The sequence below is a fragment of the [Clostridium] colinum genome (assembly GCF_940677205.1).
Lineage (GTDB): Bacteria > Bacillota > Clostridia > Lachnospirales > CAG-274 > Tyzzerella > Tyzzerella colina.
Genome location: NZ_OW712331.1, coordinates 786,068 through 804,488 on the forward strand (window position 1 = coordinate 786,068; position 18,421 = coordinate 804,488).

Consider the following 18,421-nt stretch of genomic DNA (forward strand, 5'->3'; position numbering starts at 1 on the left):
AAATTTATATAATTAGTGTTTAAATTAAAAATTTAAGTAAGAGTATTTAACACAGTCTATTTTTTTTGTCATATTTATTAATATATAATCTAATAAAGTTATAGCAACCATAGCTTCAATTATAGGTATTGCTCTAGGAACTATAAATGGGTCGTGCCTTCCTTTTATTTTGATAGTCTCATTTTTTAAAGAAGTATTTATCGTATTTTGTGGGATAGATATAGAAGGAGTAGGTTTAAATGCAACATTAATAAGTATTTTATCTCCATCAGATAATCCTCCTAAAACACCACCAGAATTGTTTGTAGCTTTTGATACAGTATTATTTTTAACATAAAAACAGTCATTATATTCTGTTGCTTTTTTTTCGCTAGCTAAAAACCCTAAACCAAATTCTATACCTTTTGTAGCACCAATAGACATAATCGCCATAGAAAGTATAGCGTCTAGTTTTTGAAAAACAGGTTCGCCTATACCAGCTTTTAGTCCGCTTATTTCACAACGTGCAGTACCACCAATAGAGTTATTTTCTTTTATAATATTATCTAAAAAAATCATTGCTTCTTTTGTAGTCTCTTTAGAAGGGATTTTTAAAGGACTTTCATTAATATAAGAAAAATCTATATTTTTTAGTTTTATTTTACCAACAGATGAAGTATAAGCTAAAATATTTATACCTAAATCTTTTAAAACTTTTTTGGCTATAGCACCAGCACAAACACGACCAATAGTTTCTCTACCAGAGGCTCTTCCACCTCCACGATAATCTCTAAAACCATATTTTTTGTCATAGGTAAAATCTGAATGTGAAGGACGATAAATATCTTTTATATTATCATAATCTTTAGATATATAGTCTTTATTAAAAATTATTAAAGAAATAGGAGTTCCAGTTGTTTTGCCTTCAAATACACCAGACATTATAATAACTTTGTCTTCTTCTTCTCTTTTTGTGGAATATTTATTGATATTAGGTTTTCTTTTGTCAAGCTCTTTTTGAATATCTTCTTCACATATATAAACACCGGAGGGGCAACCGTCTATAACAACACCTATTGCCTTACCGTGAGATTCGCCCCAAGTAGAAATTTTAAAAATATTACCATATATAGAACCAGATATAAAATCACCTTCTTTCCAATAAATTATTAATAGTATACTATAAAAATATAAATTTTTCTATAAAATAATTTAAAACATAAAGTTTTTTAAATAATATAAAAATTATTGTATAAAGCTATTTACATAATTTTATATGTATGATATTCTATTTTTATAAAGATAATAGTAATAATTTTTAAACATAAGGAGGTCAATAGATTTTATAATTGTGGTAAAACTATATATTATATAAAAATAATATAACATTAATTGACAAATTTACTTAGAATAAAAATAATTATAAAGGAGTATGCATATGAGACATATTATAGAAAAAGTAGACCATACATTATTAAAGCCAGTGGCAACTTGGGAAGACATTAAAAAGATTTGTGATGAGGCAAAAGAGATGAAAGTAGCTTCTGTTTGTATACCGCCTTATTATGTAAAACAAGCTAGTGATTATTTAAAAAATGATATACCAGTTTGCACAGTTATAGGATTTCCTTTAGGTTATAACACTACTAAAATAAAAATAGAAGAGGCTAAAGATGCTATTGAAAATGGTGCTAAAGAAATAGATATGGTTATAAATATTGGAGATGCAAAAGCAGGTTTATTTGACAAAATAGAAGAAGAAATTAGACAAATAAAAAATGCAATAGGTAGCAATATTTTAAAAGTAATAATAGAAACTTGTTATTTAACAGAAGATGAAAAAATAGCTCTTTGTAAAGCAGTTAGCAATGCAAAAGCAGATTTTATAAAAACATCAACAGGATTTGGTACAAATGGTGCAACTTTAGAGGATATTAAGCTTATGAAAGAAAATGTAGATAAAAATGTTGCTATAAAAGCAGCAGGTGGAGTTAAAACTATTGAAGATGCAGAAAACTTTATTAAAGAAGGTGCAACAAGATTAGGGACAAGCTCTATTTGTCAAGTTTTAAAAAATCAAAAAGTTACAGGATATTAATAAGATTAGTTGCCTGTATTATGTATTTTATTTAATATGTAATACAGGCTTTATTAATTAAGCTTTAGACCAAAATATATAAAAGTTATATAAAAAATATACAAAAATTATATAAAAGTTACTAAAATTTGCATAATTTATTATAATGTGATAAAATTTAATTAACATAAGTTAAGGAGGTAATAATATGAAAGCAAAAAGAGTATTTTTAATAGTCTTAGATAGTTATGGAATAGGTGAAGCAAAAGATGCTAAAGCTTTTGGAGATGAAGGAAGCAACACATTAAAAACGATTGTTTCTTCAAAAGAATACAACACACTTAATATGGCTAATATAGGACTTTTTAATATTGATAAAATAGATTTTAAAGAAAGTAAAGAAAAAACTATTGGTGCTTATGGAAGATTAGAAGAAGCATCTATGGGAAAAGATACAACAATAGGACATTGGGAGATAGCTGGTATTATATCAGAAAATCCACTTCCTACTTATCCTAATGGATTTCCAGATTACATACTAAATGAATTTAAAGAAAAAACAGGTAGAGATGTTATATGTAATAAACCATACTCTGGAACAGAAGTTATAAAAGATTATGGTGATGAGCATATAAAAACAGGAGCTTTAATTGTTTATACATCAGCAGATAGTGTTTTTCAAATAGCGGCTCACGAAGATATTGTACCTATTGAAAAATTATATGAATATTGTCATATAGCTAGAGATATTTTAAAAGGAAAAGATGGCGTAGGAAGAGTTATAGCTCGTCCTTTTGAAGGAGAGTATCCTTTTAAAAGAACACCTAGAAGACACGATTATTCTTTATTGCCTCCTAAAGATACAATGTTAGATTGCTTAGAAAAAGCTAATTTAGATACTATTGGTGTAGGTAAAATATATGATATATTTGCAGGTAAAGGAATTAAAGAAACTACAAGTATTGTAAACAATGTAGATGGTATGGAAAAAACAATTGCTTTACAAGATAAAGATTTTACAGGTCTTGCATTTATAAATTTAGTAGATTTTGATATGGTTTATGGACATAGAAATGACATAGAAGGATATGCAAAAGCAGCTACTGTATTTGACGAACAATTAGGAACATTTATGAAAAATATGAAAAATGATGATATACTTATTATAACAGCAGATCATGGTTGTGACCCTGGATTTAAAGGAACAGACCATTCTAGAGAAAATGTACCACTTTTAGTTTATGGTAATAACATAAAAGAAAATGTATCTTTAGGTACAAGACATACATTTGCAGATATTGCAAAAACTATATTAGATATATTTGATTTAGAAGGAAACATAGATGGTACAAGTTTCTTAAATGAAATAATTAAATAATTAGAAAGGTTATAAACTATGAAAGAGTTAGTAAAAAAAGCGTTGGAAGCTCAAAAGTTTTCATATTCTCCATATTCTAATTTTCAGGTTGGAGCAGCGTTACTTACAAAATCGGGCAAGATATATACTGGGTGTAACATAGAAAATGCATCATATTCTCCAACAAACTGCGCTGAAAGAACGGCATTTTTTAAGGCAGTATCTGAAGGTGAAACAAAATTTGAAGCTATTGCTATTGTTGGTAGCCCAAAAGGAGCAAAAGAAGAAGAAAGAGAATATTGTGCACCTTGTGGTGTATGTAGACAAGTTATGGCAGAATTTTGTAACATAAAAGATTTTAAAGTTATTTTAGGTAAAAGCGAGAATGATTATAAAGAATATACATTAGATGAAATATTACCTTTTGCTTTTACAAAAGATGATTTATAAAATTATAAGGAGGTGATTTTTTTGTCTTATGTAATAGAAATGAATAATATTACAAAACAATTTGGAAACTTTAAAGCCAATGACGATATTACTTTAAAAGTTAAAAAAGGCGAAATACATGCTCTTTTAGGTGAAAATGGGGCTGGAAAGTCTACTTTAATGAGTGTTTTATTTGGGCTTTATCAACCAGAAAAAGGTACTATTAAAATAAATGAAAAAGAAGTAAAAATAAATAACCCAAATGATGCTAATGACTTAGGAATAGGTATGGTACATCAACATTTTAAATTAGTGCATAATTTTACTGTATTAGAAAGCATTGTTTTAGGGCGAGAAACAACATCTGGTGGATTTTTAAAGATGAAAGACGCTAGAAAAAAAGTAGAAGCTCTTATAGAAAAATATAAATTTCAAATAAATTTAGATTCTTATATATCGGATATAACAGTTGGTATGCAACAAAAAGTAGAAATATTAAAAATGTTATATTGTGATAACAATATATTAATATTTGATGAACCAACAGCAGTTTTAACACCACAAGAAATAGATGAGTTTATGGCTACTATGAAAAACCTTGTAGCAGAGGGGAAATCTATTGTATTTATTACACATAAACTAAATGAAATAAAAGCTGTTGCAAATAGATGTAGTGTTATTAGAAAAGGTAAATATATAGGAACAGTAGATGTTGCTACCACATCTAAAGAAGAAATGTCTGAAATGATGGTTGGTAGAAAAATAAACCTTAATATTGAAAAACAACCAGCTAAAATAGGTGAATCTATTTTAAAAGTAGAAAATTTATCTGTAAAATCTAAAGATACTGGTAAAAAAAATGTAAAAGATGTATCATTTGAAGTTAAAAGTGGTGAAATAGTTTGTATAGCAGGTATTGATGGTAATGGTCAATCTGAACTTGTATATGCTATAACTGGTCTTATGCCTATAGAAAGTGGTAAAGTCAAACTAAAAGAAAAGGACGTTACAAAATATAGTATAAGAAAAAAATGTATAAATGGGTTTGCACATATACCAGAAGATAGACATAAATATGGACTTGTATTAGACTATACTTTACAAGAAAATCTTGTTTTGCAAAGTTATTTTACTAAACGTTTTCAAAAATTTGGATTTTTAAAGTTTAATGAAATTAAATCTTATGCTAAATATCTTATAGAAAAATTTGACATAAGAAGTGGACAAGGTGAAAATTCTATAACAAGAGGTATGTCTGGTGGTAACCAACAAAAAGCAATTATAGCAAGAGAGCTTGACAGAAATCCAGAGCTTGTAATAGCAGTACAACCAGTTAGAGGGCTTGATGTTGGAGCTATAGAGTATATACATAACCAATTAGTGGCTCAAAGAGATAAAGGAAAAGCAGTATTATTAGTATCTTTAGAACTTGATGAAGTTATGAACCTTAGTGATAGAATATTAGTTATGTATGAAGGTGAAATAGTGGCAGATGTTAACCCTAAAGAAGTAACTATACAAGAATTAGGATTATATATGGCTGGTACAAAAAGGAGTGTGAAAAATGCATAATAATGAAAAAAAACAAAGAGATTATAAAGGACTTATTAACTTTTCCTCATCTTTATTTGCCATATTAGCAGGATTTATATTTGCTTTTTTAGTTCTTTTTATAAGTAATCCAACAGAAGCTGTAAATGGATTTTTAACAATTTTAAAAGGTGGATTTACTGATGGTTTAACAGGTATTTCTAGATTTATATATTTTGCTACACCAATTATTATGACAGGTTTATCTGTTGCATTTGCATTTAAAACAGGTCTTTTTAATATTGGTGCTTCAGGACAATTTATAATAGGAGCTTATGTAGCTGTTTATATTGGTGTAAAATGGACATTTTTACCAGAGGGTATACACTGGATAGTAGCTTTAATAGGTGCCGGTATAGCAGGAGCTTTATGGGGTGCAATACCAGGCATATTAAAAGCCTTTGCAAATGTTAATGAGGTTATAGCATCTATTATGACTAACTATATAGGTATGTATTTAGTTAATATGTTGGTTACAAGAAATATTTTTGACCAACTTAGAAATCAATCTTTAGAAGTTTCTAAAAGTGCTATTATACCAAAACTTGGAATAGGTAATACAAATATAAATTATGCAATTGTAATAGCATTACTCTTTGTAATAATAATATATATATTGCTTGAAAAAACAACAATAGGGTATGAGCTAAAAGCTTGTGGACAAAATAAATTTGCTAGTAAATATGCTGGTATAAATGAAAAGAAAAACATAGTACTTGCTATGGTTATAGCTGGTTTATTATCTGGTATTGGTGGAGGTTTAATGTATCTTTATGGTGCCGGAAAATACATACAAGTTTTAGATGTTATAGCTCCAGAAGGATTTAGTGGAATATCTGTTGCTTTATTTGGACAATCAAACCCAATTGGTGTATTTTTAGCAGGATTATTTATAGCACATATAAGAGTTGGAGGAACTAATCTTCAGTTGCATGGATATGCTCCAGAAATTATAGATATGATTATTGCATCTATTATATACTTTGGTGCTTTTGCTTTATTGTTTAAAAATATTATATCTAAAATAATAAATAAATCTAAGAAAGGGGAGAAAAAATAATGGAAATAATTTATTTTATAGCACAACAAACTATGTCATTTGCTATTCCTCTTTTGATAGTTGCTATAGGTGGTATGTTTTCTGAAAGAAGTGGTGTTATAAATATTGCACTTGAAGGTATAATGCTAATGGGAGCTTTTACAGGTATATTATTTATAAATCAATTTGAAAATTCTATGTCTGGACAAACACTATTAATATTAGCTTTATTGGTAGCGGGCATTACAGGAGGTTTATTTTCTTTATTACATGCTTTTGCATCAATAAATCTTAAAGCCGACCAAACAATAAGTGGGACAGCTTTAAATCTTTTTGCACCAGCTTTTGCTATATTTACAGCAAGAACAATACAACAAACACAACAAATACCTTTTACAAATACTTTTTTTATTAAAGAAGTACCAGTTTTAAGTTCAATACCAATATTAGGAGATTTACTATTTAAAAATGTGTATATTACTACTTATATAGGAATTTTAATATGTATTATTTCATATATTGTAATTAATAAAACAAAATTTGGACTTAGGCTAAGAGCTTGTGGTGAACACCCTCAAGCAGCAGATTCTGTAGGTATTAATGTTTATAAAATAAGATATGCAGGTGTTATAATATCTGGTGTATTAGCAGGTATGGGAGGTATTGTATTTATCGTTCCTACTTCAACAAACTTTAATGCAACAGTTGCAGGATATGGGTTTCTTGCTTTAGCTGTTTTAATATTTGGACAATGGAGAGTTCCTAGAATATTTGTTGCAGCATTTTTCTTTGGTATTATGAAAACTTTATCTAGTGCACATTCTACAATACCATTTATCAAAGACTTACCTATAACAAATGAAATATATAAAATGTTACCGTATTTTATAACTTTAGTAGCCTTGACATTTTTATCTAAAAATTCTCAAGCTCCTAAAGCAGCAGGTATACCTTATGATAAAGGTTCAAGATAAGGGGGATAAATAATATGAGAATGTATGATATTATACATAAAAAAAGAAATAAACAAGAGATTACAGATGAAGAAATAAATTATATGATAAATAATTATGTAATTGGAGATATACCAGATTATCAAATGTCGGCTATGCTTATGGCTATATTTTTCAATGGTATGAGCGATAGAGAAATATCTACAATGACAAATGCTATGGCACATTCTGGAGATATGGTAGATTTATCTTCTATAGAAGGGATAAAGGTTGATAAACATTCTACAGGTGGTGTAGGTGATAAAACAACATTAATAATAGCACCAGTTGTTGCATATTATGGTGTAAAAGTAGCTAAAATGTCTGGTAGAGGTTTAGGGCATACTGGCGGTACTGTCGATAAAATGGAAGCAATACCAGGACTTAAAACTAATTTTTCACAAGAAGAATTTTTTGATATAGTGAACAAAACAGGAATTAGTGTAATAGGGCAATCTGGCAACCTTGCTCCAGCAGATAAAAAGCTTTATGCATTAAGAGATGTTACAGCAACAGTAGATAGTATTCCTCTTATAGCGGCATCTATTATGAGTAAGAAATTAGCAGCTGGTAGTGATTGTATTTTATTAGATGTTAAAACTGGTAGTGGAGCATTTATGAAAACATTAGATGAATCTATAAGCCTTGCTCAAAAAATGGTAGCAATAGGAGAAAATTGTGGAAGGAAAACTATTGCACTTATAACAGATATGGATATACCTTTAGGTAATAATATAGGAAATGCTTTAGAAATAATAGAAGTTATAAATACTTTAAATGGTAAAGGACCAAAAGATTTAACAGAAATATGTATAAAGCTGGCAGGTAATATGTTATATCTTGCAGGCAAAGGCAATATAACAGAATGTGAAAAAATGGCTAAAGAAGCTATTGAAAATGGATATGCTATTAAAAAGTTAATAGAAATGGTAGAAGCTCAAGGTGGAGATATAGAATATATTAAAAATCCAGATAAATTTGAAAAATCTAAGTATAGTTTAGATATAGTTTTAGAAGAAGAGATAGATGGATATATTGAATTTATGGATACAGAAGGGCTAGGAATTGCATCTACTATGTTAGGAGCAGGAAGAGAAACTAAAGAAGATGTTATAGATTTTTCTGCAGGTATTATTTTAAATAAAAAAGTTGGAGATAAAGTAAAACAAGGTGATGTTTTATGCACATTATATACTAATGATGAGAATAAACTAAAAAATGCTAAAGAAAAAGTTTTGTCATCTATAAATATTAGTGATAAGGAAACTAAAAAAGTACAATTAGTTTTTGCAAGAATTGAAAAAGATAGTATAGAAAAATTTTAAAATTATAAAAAATATTTGACTAAATTAAAATTTAAGTGTAAAATATGACTTGAATAATATATTCTAAATTTTAGGAGGAAAAAATAATGAAAAAATTTATCACATTAACAATAGTTGGAATGATGGCTTTAAGCATGGTTGCTTGTAAAGGGGAATCAGCAACAGAAGAACCAGCATCAATAGAATCAAGCTCAGAAGAAAGTTCAATGGAAGAATCTATTTCAGAAGAAGAAAGCTCAATGGAAGAGTCAGTATCAGAAGAAATGAGTTTAGAAGAAAGCTCAATGGAAGAATCAGTATCAGAAGAAACAAGTAAATAATTTTAATTTTTTTACATAAAGTAATAAGGTTTATTTTATGTTTGGGAGGAAAAAATAATGAAAAAATTTATTACATTAACAATAGTTGGAATGATGGCTTTAAGTATGGTTGCTTGTAAAGGGGAATCAGCAATAGAAGAACCAGCATCAATAGAATCAAGCTCAGAAGAAAGTTCAATGGAAGAATCTGTATCAGAAGAAGTAAGCTCAGAAGAAAGCTCAATGGAAGAGTCAGTATCAGAAGAAACAAGTAAATAATGTAATAAAAATAAATTATGTTATTATTTAAATGTTTTAATAAAATTAGTATTTAATTAAATATTTTAATATAATTAAAAATATTTATAGTAACTAAGGAGGAAAAACTATGAAAAGAGTAGTTAGTTTAATATTAGCAGTGACTATGGCTTTAGGTATGGTTGCTTGTGGAAATTCGAGTAATGAAAAAAATTCTACTCAAGAAAATACATCTAGTGCAGAAATAGCTCTTGTTACAGATGTTGGTACTATTGATGATAAATCTTTTAACCAAGGTTCTTGGGAAGGCGTTGTAAAATTTGCTGAAGAAAAAGGAATAACTCATAAATATTATCAACCATCTGAAAAATCTAATGAAGCTATTATTACTGCTATTGAATTAGCTATTAAAGGTGGAGCTAAAACAGTTGTTTGTCCTGGATTTTTATTTGAAGTACCTGTTTATAATATGCAAAAAAAATATCCAGATATTAAATTTATTCTTATAGATGGTGTACCTCAAGATGGTGGTGGAGAATTATATGAATTAGCTGATAATACTCAATCTATTTATTTTGCTGAAGAACAAGCAGGATTTTTGGCAGGATATGCTTCTGTTATAGAAGGGTTTAGAAATCTAGGATTCATGGGTGGTATAGCAGTTCCAGCTGTTATTCGTTATGGTTATGGATTTGTACAAGGGGCAGAATATGCTGGTAAAGAATTAGGCCTTGCTCCTGGTGAAATTACTATGAACTATACATATGTTGGAGATTTTGATGCTTCTCCAGACCATACAGCTAAAGCAGCAGCTTGGTATAATGAAGGTGTTGAAGTTATATTTGCTTGTGGTGGAGGCGTTGGTAACTCTGTTATGAAAGCTGCAGAGACTGCAGGTAAAAAAGTTATTGGTGTAGATGTTGACCAATCATTTGAATCTGAAACAGTTATTACATCAGCTATGAAAAACTTACAAAATGCAATTTACAAATCTTTACAATCAATTTATGATGGTACTTTTTCTGGTGGGAATGTAATAGATTTAGGTGCTAATACACAAGATATATTACTTCCTATGGAAACATCTAAATTTGAAGTATTTAGTCAAGAACAATATGACTTAATATATAGTAAAATAGCTAATGAAGAAATTAAATTAAAAAATGAAACTGCTGGAGAAAAACCAACAGATTTAGGCTCTCAAATAGTTACTGTAAATTTTAAATAATTAATAAAAATTAATTTTACCCCTTTAATATAATTTATATATTTAAAGGGGTTTTTAATGATTTAAATAAGTATAAAAATAAAAAAATACATTTGTTTATATCTAAATTATAATATATAATTTATAAAAAATATTAAAGTTATTACAAAACTAAAAATATTTAATATAAGATTTTAATTAGTATTTTTAAATGTGTAATATTTAAGTATATTTATTTAAAAAATTTATTCCTTTCAAGATAAGTTGAAAAGTGTAGTTTACTAAAAATTATGTCCTAAATAAAGGAAGTGGGAATATGAAGAAATAGAAGAGAAAAGTCAGTAAATAACAGTGTTTGGGCGTAGTTTTGGTGAGATTTAATAAAAATAAAAGAGATTTTAGGACATAAATTTTAGTTATAGATAAGAAAGGCTTGTAACCCTTGAAAATAGGGAGATACAAGCCTTTTAGTTATTTTTGTATTAATTTTATTATTTAAAATAGTATTTACAATAATAAAAAATTTCAAGATTAAAAAAATAATCTTTCATTGTCTTGAAAAAATCTTGCAAAGCTAGGTAAACAGGGCTTTAGAAGTCTTTATGAGCAAAAATAACACAACAAAAAACAAGCCTTTAAAAGCAAAAATAAAGCTAAAAATAAGACAAAGCAATGTAACATTTGTGTAAAAAATGAATAAAGTTGTTACATTGAGCCATTCTCTAAGCTTAGAGCTATGTTTAATAAATAAAAATAACTAAAAAGCAATGTAACAACTTTAATATAATATTTATACATAATAGTATAATAAATATACAGATAGATTATTTTATACAAATAGAGCAAGGTTCATATTTTTTAAAATTATCATCATTAAAATTTAGTTGTATTAAGTTATTTTTATCTTTTATATATCTACAATCTTTTAAATGATACTTTGTACCAGTTTTTGTAGTATAGAATACTTTATCATTAGTAATAGTTTCTATTGAAGTAATAGGAGCGGTATTATTTATCATTGAATTATTAGATATATTATTATTTTTTAAAGATATTAAAATAAAAATTAAGCATATTGTTAGGATTGAACTAACAGTAAAAAATTTTAAATATGATTTATTTACTTTAGGGTTTATTTTAGTTTCTTCATTATCATATTTATTTTTTTTAATATATTCATTAAATATTTTTATAAGTCTTTCAGAAATATCATCTAAACTATGAAAGTTAGTGATGTTAGGTATATGTTGAGTAATATGTTTGATAGGTAATTTTGAAAGTCTTATTATATCGTCTATGCTATATACTTCCATTTCTTTAAAAATACAAGAGGGAGCTAAAACTTCACAAGCAAATGTATTAGCTTCATTTTCTTGTCTTATTAAGTTTTCTTTTATTAAGCTACTTCCCATAATGTTATTAGATGAAGAGTGCTTTAATAATATATGTCCGAACTCGTACAAGATATTAAATAGTATATCATTTTCTGGTAAATCATCATTATACAAAATAAATATTTTATTTTCTTTTATAAAGGTAAAAGCATCTAATTTAAGCTGTTCTTTTAAATTTAAGTTATATATTAATTTTTGGTTAGAAGAATATTTACATAACTCCCATTTATTTAGAATAGCTATTTCAGTTAGTAGTTCAATATTAAAATTTAAGTTTGTTATACGATAACTTATAAGAAAGTTATAAGCTTTTTCTTTTATGTACATAGAAAACCTCCAATGATAAGATTAGAGAACGTTCTCAAGTACATTTTATATCAAAAATTGACAAAATACAAATGGTAATAAATGTTAGTTATTTGGGTTGTATTCATCTACAACAATATTTTCTTCGATATATTTAGCTAAATCTTCATCTATTTCTACAACTCCACCACCTAATGCAGCGATTTGAGCTTTTTTAGAGTTAAGAATTTTATCTTGTTCATTAGACATTTTTACAACTAACTTAAAAATTTGACTTATAGCTTGATTTTTATAATCTTCATCTAATTTATTGAATAAGTTTAGTAATTTTTTTTCTTGTTCTGTTAAATTATTATTTGTATTATTAAGTATTAATTCATCTAATGTACAATTAAAATATTGCGATAGTTTTTCTAGTGTTTTCTCACTAGGTTTACTTTTTCCACTTTTCCAATCTCCAAAACTTCCAGCAGATATTCCTATTTCTTTATAAAAATGAGATTTTGTTATCCCCTTTTTTTTTACTAAATTATTTATGTTATTTAAAAAAATATTAATATCAGAAATGTACATATTTTAACTCCTTTATTCTAAAATAATTATGAATTTTTCACAAATATACGCAATTTGCGATGAAATTATTGACTATACGCATTTTGCGTATTATAATATAAACATAACAACTCCACTTTAAGTGGATAAGGAAATTATATCATATATAAAAAAATAAAACAATTTAATATAAAGGAAAGTGAGGTGTATTATATGAGTTTGGCTAAAAATTTAAAAAGTTATAGAATTGAATTAGGTTTAACTCAAAAGAAATTAGCAGAACAAGTAAATTTAGGAGAAACTATGATTTCAGAAGTTGAATGTGGAAGAAAGCAGTTGTCTATTTTATCGCTAAAAAAATAGCAAAGGTGTTTAATTGTACCATTGATGAGTTGGTTAATTAAGGGAGTGTTACTATGGAAAAATTAAAAATATTAGATGAAAGAAAAGTATTAACAAAAGATTTTAAAATTTATGGTAGCTTTGAAGAGCCACTATTTTTAGCAAAAGATGTTGCAGAATGGATAGAACATACTAATTCAAGAATGATGTTACAAAATATAGATGAAGATGAAAAGATATGCGTAAACAATCCTTACGCATTGAAAGGTCAACAAGAACAATGGTTTTTAACAGAGTATGGTTTATATGAAGTATTAATGCAAAGCAGAAAGCCTATTGCAAAAGTATTTAAAAAAGAAGTTAAAAAAATTCTTAAAGAAATAAGAACAACGGGTAAATATGATGCTAATAAAAATGGTTATATGTTGAATGGTATAAAAGTTTTTACTACAATACAAATAGCGAATGAATTGAATACATCAAGAAGAGCAGTTAACTATAAAGGTGAAAAATTAGGTTTAAAAAATGGAATTGATTATATAGATTTGTCTAAACAAGATTTATTAAAATTTAAATCTGAAAATAATCACGATTTAAGTCTGAAAGGTAAATCTAATTTAAGACTATATAATGAAAATTCTAAAAATAAACTCTTAACAGGTTCAAAAAATATAAAAGAAACTTATTCTCAAGAGGTATTAGAATTCACAAAAAATACAGAAGAGATATATTAAAAAATATCAAATAAATCTTTATTTATTAAAGAAAGTAGCTAAAGTGTTTAATTACACTATTGATGAGTTGGTTAATTGAAGGGAGGTGGATAAATGAAAAGTAAACATAAAAATGAATTATTTTTTGAGATAAATGGAGGTTGGAATTTTGATGAGTTATTTAAATATATAGATACTATTAAAAAAAAGTACCCTAACGCAAAAATACACGTTAAGATACTTTAGAAATATTATTCGCAATTTAATTGACTAACTAAATCATTAAATATAGTTGATATTAGATGATTAATATTACTATTAAATAGTAGTTATTAATATATTAAAATTTTAGGAGGAAAAAATATGAGTAAAGAACAATTAGCAAGAGAAGGTATTAACAAATTTGAAAATGAGGTAGTAAAATTTTTAAAAGTAACACCTAAAACACAGGCTTATTTAGAATTAAATGATGTGCTTAAAAAATTACATTTTCAAGGTGACTATGATAGTGTAATAGGTATATGTGAAATTGTTACACAAAAAGTAAATAGAATTAGATAAGCATAAAAAGTATATAAGGGCTTTTTTAAGCCTTTATATACAAAATTAAAAAATAGAAAGGAAGATAAAAATGTTTGAATTAGGTTTATATATAGGTGTATTAGTTACAGGAATATTTACATACTTAGGTTATCTTCTATGTGAAATAAAGCATAAAAGAAAATTTTTAAATAAATATAAAGGTAAATCTTTAGATATACCTAAATTTTTAAAAAGGTAGGTGTTTAAAATGGAGGTATGGTACTCGGTAGCAGGAAGTACAAAAATAGAGATAAATAAAGAAGATTTTAATCAAATGCTTAAAGATAGGGTTAATATTGAAGATATAAATGAAATTGATACTTGGGTAAGAAAAAATATAGGTATAGATATAGATATTTTTAATACTGACATAGATGAAGAAGAAATTGAAGACTACTGTTTAGAAGCAGAAGAGGAAGAAATATTGAAAAAGTTAAAATACGAAGAAGAAAAAGATTTACCTATGGAAAATCAACTTGATTTATTTGGAGGTATAGTAGGTGTTAAATAAAATATTGAAATTAATTACATTTTTTTTAAAGCTAGTATTAGCTAGTATTATATGTTTTTTAATAGGTTATTGTATAGGTTATTTTATTTTATATTTAAGTTTTACATAAAAAATAGACGGTTAGATTAACCGTCCATTATAAGCAAATTAATTATATCACTAAATAAAATAAAAAACAAGAGTTAATTTATAAAAAAATAAAAGAAAGGAGGAGATATAGAAAAATGGCTTGCAAATATGACAAAATATATATTAGCTTGGAGGAGGCTAGTGAGTTAGAAGGAATGAGTTATCATAGTATTTTAATGAGAATGCAAAGAAACCCACAAGCCTACAACATAAAAAAAGAACAAGCTATACAAGGTGGCAAAGATAGAACATTTATTTCTGTATCTTCTCTATCTTCAAAAGCACAGGCTTTATATAAAAAGAAGATGCAGGCAGATGTACCCAAAGAGGAGATAAAAGACTGGTATATAGATATAGACATTAACTGGTATAAAGCTAACTATCAAAAAAACTTTAATGAAGCTTTAGAAAGATTTAACATAGTAGAAAGACTTTTTAATGAAGATAGGCTTAAATCTAAAATATTAGCAGAAGAATTAAATGTAACTGAAAGAAATGCAAGGCGAGTTATTGATAAATATCTAAATGCTTTACAAATTATAGAGCAAAAGAGACAAAATTCGGACATAGATTTTAGTTATTTAAAAGTTTTAGCACTAGCTAAAAAAGTAAAAATACAAGAAAATTTTTATATATTAAATGAAGAAATGAAAGCATTTCTTGAAAATAGTTACTATGATAAAGACTTTTTGCTTAATAACAACCCTATAACCAACTTATATGATGATTTTGTTAAATGGTGTGAGTTTAAGGAAATAGAACAAATACCACATTATAACACGATAAGAAGATACATATTACACATAAGAGAAATAGACGGAGAAGGTGCAACTGTTCTTGCTAGCAAAGGTACTAGAGCTTGGAAAAATAGTCATATGATGAAACGTTTTAGAGATACAAAAGCCTTAAAGGTATTAGAAATAGTACAAGGAGATGTACATACGTTTGACTGTTGGGTATCTGTTAAACGAGCCAACGGAAGTATTGAAGCAATAAGACCTTGTTTGGTGGCTTGGATAGATATGAGAAGTAGAGCTTTAGTTGGTTGGGTAATAACAGAGTGTCCAGATGCACAAATAATGAAACAAAGTTTAATACATACTATATATCCTAAAGCTAATAAGGAGTTGCCTTATGGTGTACCTAAATATTTACTTATAGACAATGGTAAAGAATATACGGCAAAAACTTTAACAGGTAGAGAAAGAACAGAGCGTGTATGTTTTGATGAAGATGCTAAAGGTTTTTACCGAAGTATTGGAATTAAAGATGATATACGAAGTTTGCCTTACCAACCGTGGAGTAAGGCACAAGTAGAAAGATATTTCTCAACAGTGGAAATGAAATTTGGTAAAAGAATTAAAAGTTATACAGGTACTTTAACAGGTAGAAAAACTAGTGGTAAGGTACAAAAAGATATTAAAAAAATGCTAGAAAAAGGGCAACTATTAACAATAGAAGACTTTGCAGAAAAATTTGAACAATGGGTAGTAACTGAATTTCATAACAAAAAACACAGGGGGCTTATTAGACAAGGAGAGCAAACAAGCGAACCTATATCAGTATTTAATAATGCAGATAAATATGTACAAGCCCCACCACCTTTACAGTATGCTATTAGTTTACTTATGAAAGGCGAAACAAGGGTTGTTACTAATACAGGTATTAGGAGAACTATTAAAGGAAAAGAAGTATGGTATACAAATCCAGAGCTTACAAAATATCAAGGTAGACGAGTTGAGTTTAAATACCATACAGAAGATATTACTAAAGTGTTTGTTTATGATGAAAATGGTAAATTTATATGTGAAGCTATAAGCTATGAGTTATTGCATATTGCCCCTAAACTTTCAGAAGATAGCTTAATAGAACATATAAAAGACCAAAAAAGACAACAACAACAAACAAATGAAACTATTAAAAATAGACGTAAAACTTATGAAGAACGTCAACTTGATTATGAAGAAGCAGGTAAAAAACTTGTTGCCCCTACATTATCAAATGAAGAACTTAAAACAGTTGCCTTTGTTAATGATAACAGATTTAAAGAAGATACGAAAGTTAAACAAAAAGAGCTTAAAACAACACATAACGATATTAAAGAAAGTAGCAAGGAAATTGCTGAAGATTATTTACAAAGATTAGGAGATGAGGTGTTTGATAGAATCTGTTAAAAGTTTTGAAATAAAAATAATATTAGAAGCTATAAAAAACTCAACCGATTATTTTTCCTATAAAGAAATATTATTAAATATTGGAAAAGAGCTTTTAAAGGAGCAAGAAGAAAATATTAAAAAATTTAAAAATAATCCTAAAAAATATGGAACAGTTATAAAAAATATAGAAAAATATTTAAACATAATAATTAATGAATTAGGAGGATATAAAAATGAATAGAGAGCAAATTGTAAAAAAAATTACTGAAATATTAAAAGGTGGAGCAACACAAGTTAGTATAGCAAAAGCTATAGGAACAAATGAGACTTATATATCAAAATATTTAAAAGGAAATTTTGAAGGAGATATAGAAAAATTAGAAACTAATTTAATTAAGTATATACATAAATTTGAAATATCTAAACCTACTAGAGAATTTATAAAAACAAAAGATGCTACTTGTATATTAGGTATATGTAATAGTTGTCAAAAGCTAGAACAGTTAGGGTTGGTGTATGGACGTTCTGGGTTTGGTAAGACAACAACCCTTAGAAAATATGCAGATAGTACAGAAAAAGTTATATATATAGTATGTAATTCATTTATGAACGCAAATGATATAATAAAAAGAATATCAGTATCTTTAGGGCTAAAAGGACTAGTTGGTTCTAAAGATGAAAGAATAGCAAAAATAAAAGAATTTTTTAAATATAATAAAGGCTATTTGCTTATCTTTGATGAAGCAGATAAGCTTTTAAATAAAGATACTATTTCAAAGCTAGACGTTATAAAGACAATATATGATGAAGTAGATGGAGATGGTGTAGGAGTTATACTTGCAGGAGAGCAACACCTTAAAACAAAGTTAGGCTTATACTTTGAGATGGTAAGAAACAGGGGGGACTTAGAATGGGAGCTTAAAGGTTTATCAAGATTAGAAGTAGAAACATATTTACAAGGTGTTAAGCTAACCCCTAAAGCATTAGAAGAATTAGTTATGAGAGCTACTAATGATAACAATGGTTGTTTTAGGACATTAAATAGAACATTTAAAAATGTTCAAAGACTATTTGAAGATAAAAATAAAAATATAGAAACAGAAGAAATAGGCCTTGAAGATATAAAATCGGCTTGTATATTAATGCCTAAATAACTAAAATTTATGTCCAAAAATTAGGAGGGA

At 27.0% G+C, this 18,421-nt stretch carries 22 protein-coding genes; 19 read left to right on the forward strand and 3 right to left on the reverse strand.

From position 1 onward, the window contains the following. Nucleotides 1-24: 24 nt before the first annotated feature. Nucleotides 25-1,158, reverse strand: a complete 1,134-nt coding sequence (gene aroC / locus NBW53_RS03785) for a chorismate synthase (RefSeq protein ID WP_330651650.1) — start codon at nt 1,156-1,158, stop codon at nt 25-27. Nucleotides 1,159-1,411: 253 nt separating this feature from the next. Between aroC and deoC the strand changes: the two genes are divergently transcribed. The 10 genes from deoC to NBW53_RS03835 all read left to right on the forward strand — a co-directional run bounded on the left by deoC (nt 1,412) and on the right by NBW53_RS03835 (nt 10,573). Next, a complete protein-coding gene (gene deoC / locus NBW53_RS03790; protein ID WP_250278754.1) occupies nt 1,412-2,077 on the forward strand; it encodes a deoxyribose-phosphate aldolase in 666 nt (221 codons plus the stop codon). A gap of 187 nt (nt 2,078-2,264) precedes the next feature. Beyond that, nucleotides 2,265-3,434: a phosphopentomutase gene (locus tag NBW53_RS03795; RefSeq protein WP_250278755.1), complete on the forward strand. Its 1,170-nt coding sequence runs from the start codon at nt 2,265-2,267 to the stop codon at nt 3,432-3,434. Between the two features lie 18 nt (nt 3,435-3,452). Further along, the gene (gene cdd / locus NBW53_RS03800; protein WP_250278756.1) at nt 3,453-3,863 is read left to right on the forward strand and encodes a cytidine deaminase; all 411 of its coding nucleotides are present in this window, start codon (nt 3,453-3,455) and stop codon (nt 3,861-3,863) included. Nucleotides 3,864-3,884: 21 nt separating this feature from the next. Then, a complete protein-coding gene (locus NBW53_RS03805; protein ID WP_250278757.1) occupies nt 3,885-5,414 on the forward strand; it encodes an ABC transporter ATP-binding protein in 1,530 nt (509 codons plus the stop codon). Next, nucleotides 5,407-6,492 (forward strand): ABC transporter permease, encoded by a 1,086-nt coding sequence (locus NBW53_RS03810; RefSeq protein WP_250278758.1) that lies wholly within the window; start codon nt 5,407-5,409, stop codon nt 6,490-6,492. Before NBW53_RS03805 ends, NBW53_RS03810 begins: the two co-directional genes overlap by 8 nt. Beyond that, a complete protein-coding gene (locus tag NBW53_RS03815; RefSeq protein ID WP_250278759.1) occupies nt 6,492-7,445 on the forward strand; it encodes an ABC transporter permease in 954 nt (317 codons plus the stop codon). The genes NBW53_RS03810 and NBW53_RS03815 overlap by 1 nt, the downstream gene beginning before the upstream one ends. A 14-nt stretch (nt 7,446-7,459) precedes the next feature. Then, a complete protein-coding gene (locus tag NBW53_RS03820; protein ID WP_250278760.1) occupies nt 7,460-8,788 on the forward strand; it encodes a pyrimidine-nucleoside phosphorylase in 1,329 nt (442 codons plus the stop codon). A 122-nt stretch (nt 8,789-8,910) separates the two neighbouring features. Beyond that, entirely contained in the window at nt 8,911-9,108 is a 198-nt protein-coding gene (locus NBW53_RS03825; RefSeq protein ID WP_250278761.1) for a hypothetical protein, read from the forward strand. A 57-nt stretch (nt 9,109-9,165) separates the two neighbouring features. Continuing rightward, complete coding sequence (locus tag NBW53_RS03830) at nt 9,166-9,366, forward strand: hypothetical protein (protein WP_250278762.1); 201 nt, start codon at nt 9,166-9,168, stop codon at nt 9,364-9,366. 109 nt (nt 9,367-9,475) lie between these two features. Beyond that, nucleotides 9,476-10,573, forward strand: coding sequence for a BMP family lipoprotein (locus NBW53_RS03835; protein ID WP_250278763.1), 1,098 nt, complete (start codon nt 9,476-9,478; stop codon nt 10,571-10,573). Nucleotides 10,574-11,376: 803 nt separating this feature from the next. Here NBW53_RS03835 and NBW53_RS03840 read toward each other — a convergent pair. Further along, nucleotides 11,377-12,273, reverse strand: a complete 897-nt coding sequence (locus NBW53_RS03840; RefSeq protein WP_250278764.1) for an ImmA/IrrE family metallo-endopeptidase — start codon at nt 12,271-12,273, stop codon at nt 11,377-11,379. Between the two features lie 84 nt (nt 12,274-12,357). Then, entirely contained in the window at nt 12,358-12,825 is a 468-nt protein-coding gene (locus NBW53_RS03845; protein ID WP_250278765.1) for a helix-turn-helix domain-containing protein, read from the reverse strand. A gap of 192 nt (nt 12,826-13,017) precedes the next feature. Here NBW53_RS03845 and NBW53_RS03850 point away from each other — a divergent pair, with 192 nt between their 5' ends. From NBW53_RS03850 to NBW53_RS03885, 9 genes are all read left to right on the forward strand, one after another. Continuing rightward, the gene (locus NBW53_RS03850; protein ID WP_250278766.1) at nt 13,018-13,167 is read left to right on the forward strand and encodes a helix-turn-helix domain-containing protein; all 150 of its coding nucleotides are present in this window, start codon (nt 13,018-13,020) and stop codon (nt 13,165-13,167) included. Nucleotides 13,168-13,220: 53 nt separating this feature from the next. Next, nucleotides 13,221-13,880, forward strand: a complete 660-nt coding sequence (locus NBW53_RS03855) for a BRO-N domain-containing protein (protein ID WP_250278767.1) — start codon at nt 13,221-13,223, stop codon at nt 13,878-13,880. Nucleotides 13,881-13,973: 93 nt separating this feature from the next. Continuing rightward, nucleotides 13,974-14,105 (forward strand): hypothetical protein, encoded by a 132-nt coding sequence (locus tag NBW53_RS10055; RefSeq protein WP_284345831.1) that lies wholly within the window; start codon nt 13,974-13,976, stop codon nt 14,103-14,105. Nucleotides 14,106-14,222: 117 nt separating this feature from the next. Further along, a complete protein-coding gene (locus NBW53_RS03860; RefSeq protein ID WP_250278768.1) occupies nt 14,223-14,420 on the forward strand; it encodes a hypothetical protein in 198 nt (65 codons plus the stop codon). A gap of 70 nt (nt 14,421-14,490) precedes the next feature. Then, entirely contained in the window at nt 14,491-14,640 is a 150-nt protein-coding gene (locus tag NBW53_RS03865; protein ID WP_250278769.1) for a hypothetical protein, read from the forward strand. Between the two features lie 9 nt (nt 14,641-14,649). Further along, nucleotides 14,650-14,952, forward strand: coding sequence for a hypothetical protein (locus tag NBW53_RS03870; protein ID WP_250278770.1), 303 nt, complete (start codon nt 14,650-14,652; stop codon nt 14,950-14,952). Between the two features lie 224 nt (nt 14,953-15,176). Further along, nucleotides 15,177-17,255: a Mu transposase C-terminal domain-containing protein gene (locus tag NBW53_RS03875; RefSeq protein ID WP_250278771.1), complete on the forward strand. Its 2,079-nt coding sequence runs from the start codon at nt 15,177-15,179 to the stop codon at nt 17,253-17,255. Continuing rightward, nucleotides 17,239-17,478: a hypothetical protein gene (locus tag NBW53_RS03880; protein ID WP_250278772.1), complete on the forward strand. Its 240-nt coding sequence runs from the start codon at nt 17,239-17,241 to the stop codon at nt 17,476-17,478. Before NBW53_RS03875 ends, NBW53_RS03880 begins: the two co-directional genes overlap by 17 nt. Continuing rightward, nucleotides 17,471-18,391, forward strand: a complete 921-nt coding sequence (locus tag NBW53_RS03885; RefSeq protein WP_250278773.1) for an AAA family ATPase — start codon at nt 17,471-17,473, stop codon at nt 18,389-18,391. Before NBW53_RS03880 ends, NBW53_RS03885 begins: the two co-directional genes overlap by 8 nt. Nucleotides 18,392-18,421 lie beyond the last annotated feature (30 nt).

What these genes read in the sequence shown, in the direction of transcription:
- deoC (WP_250278754.1), top strand. Translation starts at nt 1,412, where the DNA reads ATGCATATGAGACATATTATAGAAAAAGTAGACCATACATTATTAAAG.
- NBW53_RS03795 (WP_250278755.1), top strand. Translation starts at nt 2,265, where the DNA reads ATGAAAGCAAAAAGAGTATTTTTAATAGTCTTAGATAGTTATGGAATA.
- cdd (WP_250278756.1), top strand. Translation starts at nt 3,453, where the DNA reads ATGAAAGAGTTAGTAAAAAAAGCGTTGGAAGCTCAAAAGTTTTCATAT.
- NBW53_RS03810 (WP_250278758.1), top strand. Translation starts at nt 5,407, where the DNA reads ATGCATAATAATGAAAAAAAACAAAGAGATTATAAAGGACTTATTAAC.
- NBW53_RS03815 (WP_250278759.1), top strand. Translation starts at nt 6,492, where the DNA reads ATGGAAATAATTTATTTTATAGCACAACAAACTATGTCATTTGCTATT.
- NBW53_RS03820 (WP_250278760.1), top strand. Translation starts at nt 7,460, where the DNA reads ATGAGAATGTATGATATTATACATAAAAAAAGAAATAAACAAGAGATT.
- NBW53_RS03825 (WP_250278761.1), top strand. Translation starts at nt 8,911, where the DNA reads ATGGCTTTAAGCATGGTTGCTTGTAAAGGGGAATCAGCAACAGAAGAA.
- NBW53_RS03830 (WP_250278762.1), top strand. Translation starts at nt 9,166, where the DNA reads ATGAAAAAATTTATTACATTAACAATAGTTGGAATGATGGCTTTAAGT.
- NBW53_RS03835 (WP_250278763.1), top strand. Translation starts at nt 9,476, where the DNA reads ATGAAAAGAGTAGTTAGTTTAATATTAGCAGTGACTATGGCTTTAGGT.
- NBW53_RS03840 (WP_250278764.1), bottom strand. Translation starts at nt 12,273, where the DNA reads ATGTACATAAAAGAAAAAGCTTATAACTTTCTTATAAGTTATCGTATA.
- NBW53_RS03845 (WP_250278765.1), bottom strand. Translation starts at nt 12,825, where the DNA reads ATGTACATTTCTGATATTAATATTTTTTTAAATAACATAAATAATTTA.
- NBW53_RS03850 (WP_250278766.1), top strand. Translation starts at nt 13,018, where the DNA reads ATGAGTTTGGCTAAAAATTTAAAAAGTTATAGAATTGAATTAGGTTTA.
- NBW53_RS03855 (WP_250278767.1), top strand. Translation starts at nt 13,221, where the DNA reads ATGGAAAAATTAAAAATATTAGATGAAAGAAAAGTATTAACAAAAGAT.
- NBW53_RS10055 (WP_284345831.1), top strand. Translation starts at nt 13,974, where the DNA reads ATGAAAAGTAAACATAAAAATGAATTATTTTTTGAGATAAATGGAGGT.
- NBW53_RS03860 (WP_250278768.1), top strand. Translation starts at nt 14,223, where the DNA reads ATGAGTAAAGAACAATTAGCAAGAGAAGGTATTAACAAATTTGAAAAT.
- NBW53_RS03865 (WP_250278769.1), top strand. Translation starts at nt 14,491, where the DNA reads ATGTTTGAATTAGGTTTATATATAGGTGTATTAGTTACAGGAATATTT.
- NBW53_RS03870 (WP_250278770.1), top strand. Translation starts at nt 14,650, where the DNA reads ATGGAGGTATGGTACTCGGTAGCAGGAAGTACAAAAATAGAGATAAAT.
- NBW53_RS03875 (WP_250278771.1), top strand. Translation starts at nt 15,177, where the DNA reads ATGGCTTGCAAATATGACAAAATATATATTAGCTTGGAGGAGGCTAGT.
- NBW53_RS03885 (WP_250278773.1), top strand. Translation starts at nt 17,471, where the DNA reads ATGAATAGAGAGCAAATTGTAAAAAAAATTACTGAAATATTAAAAGGT.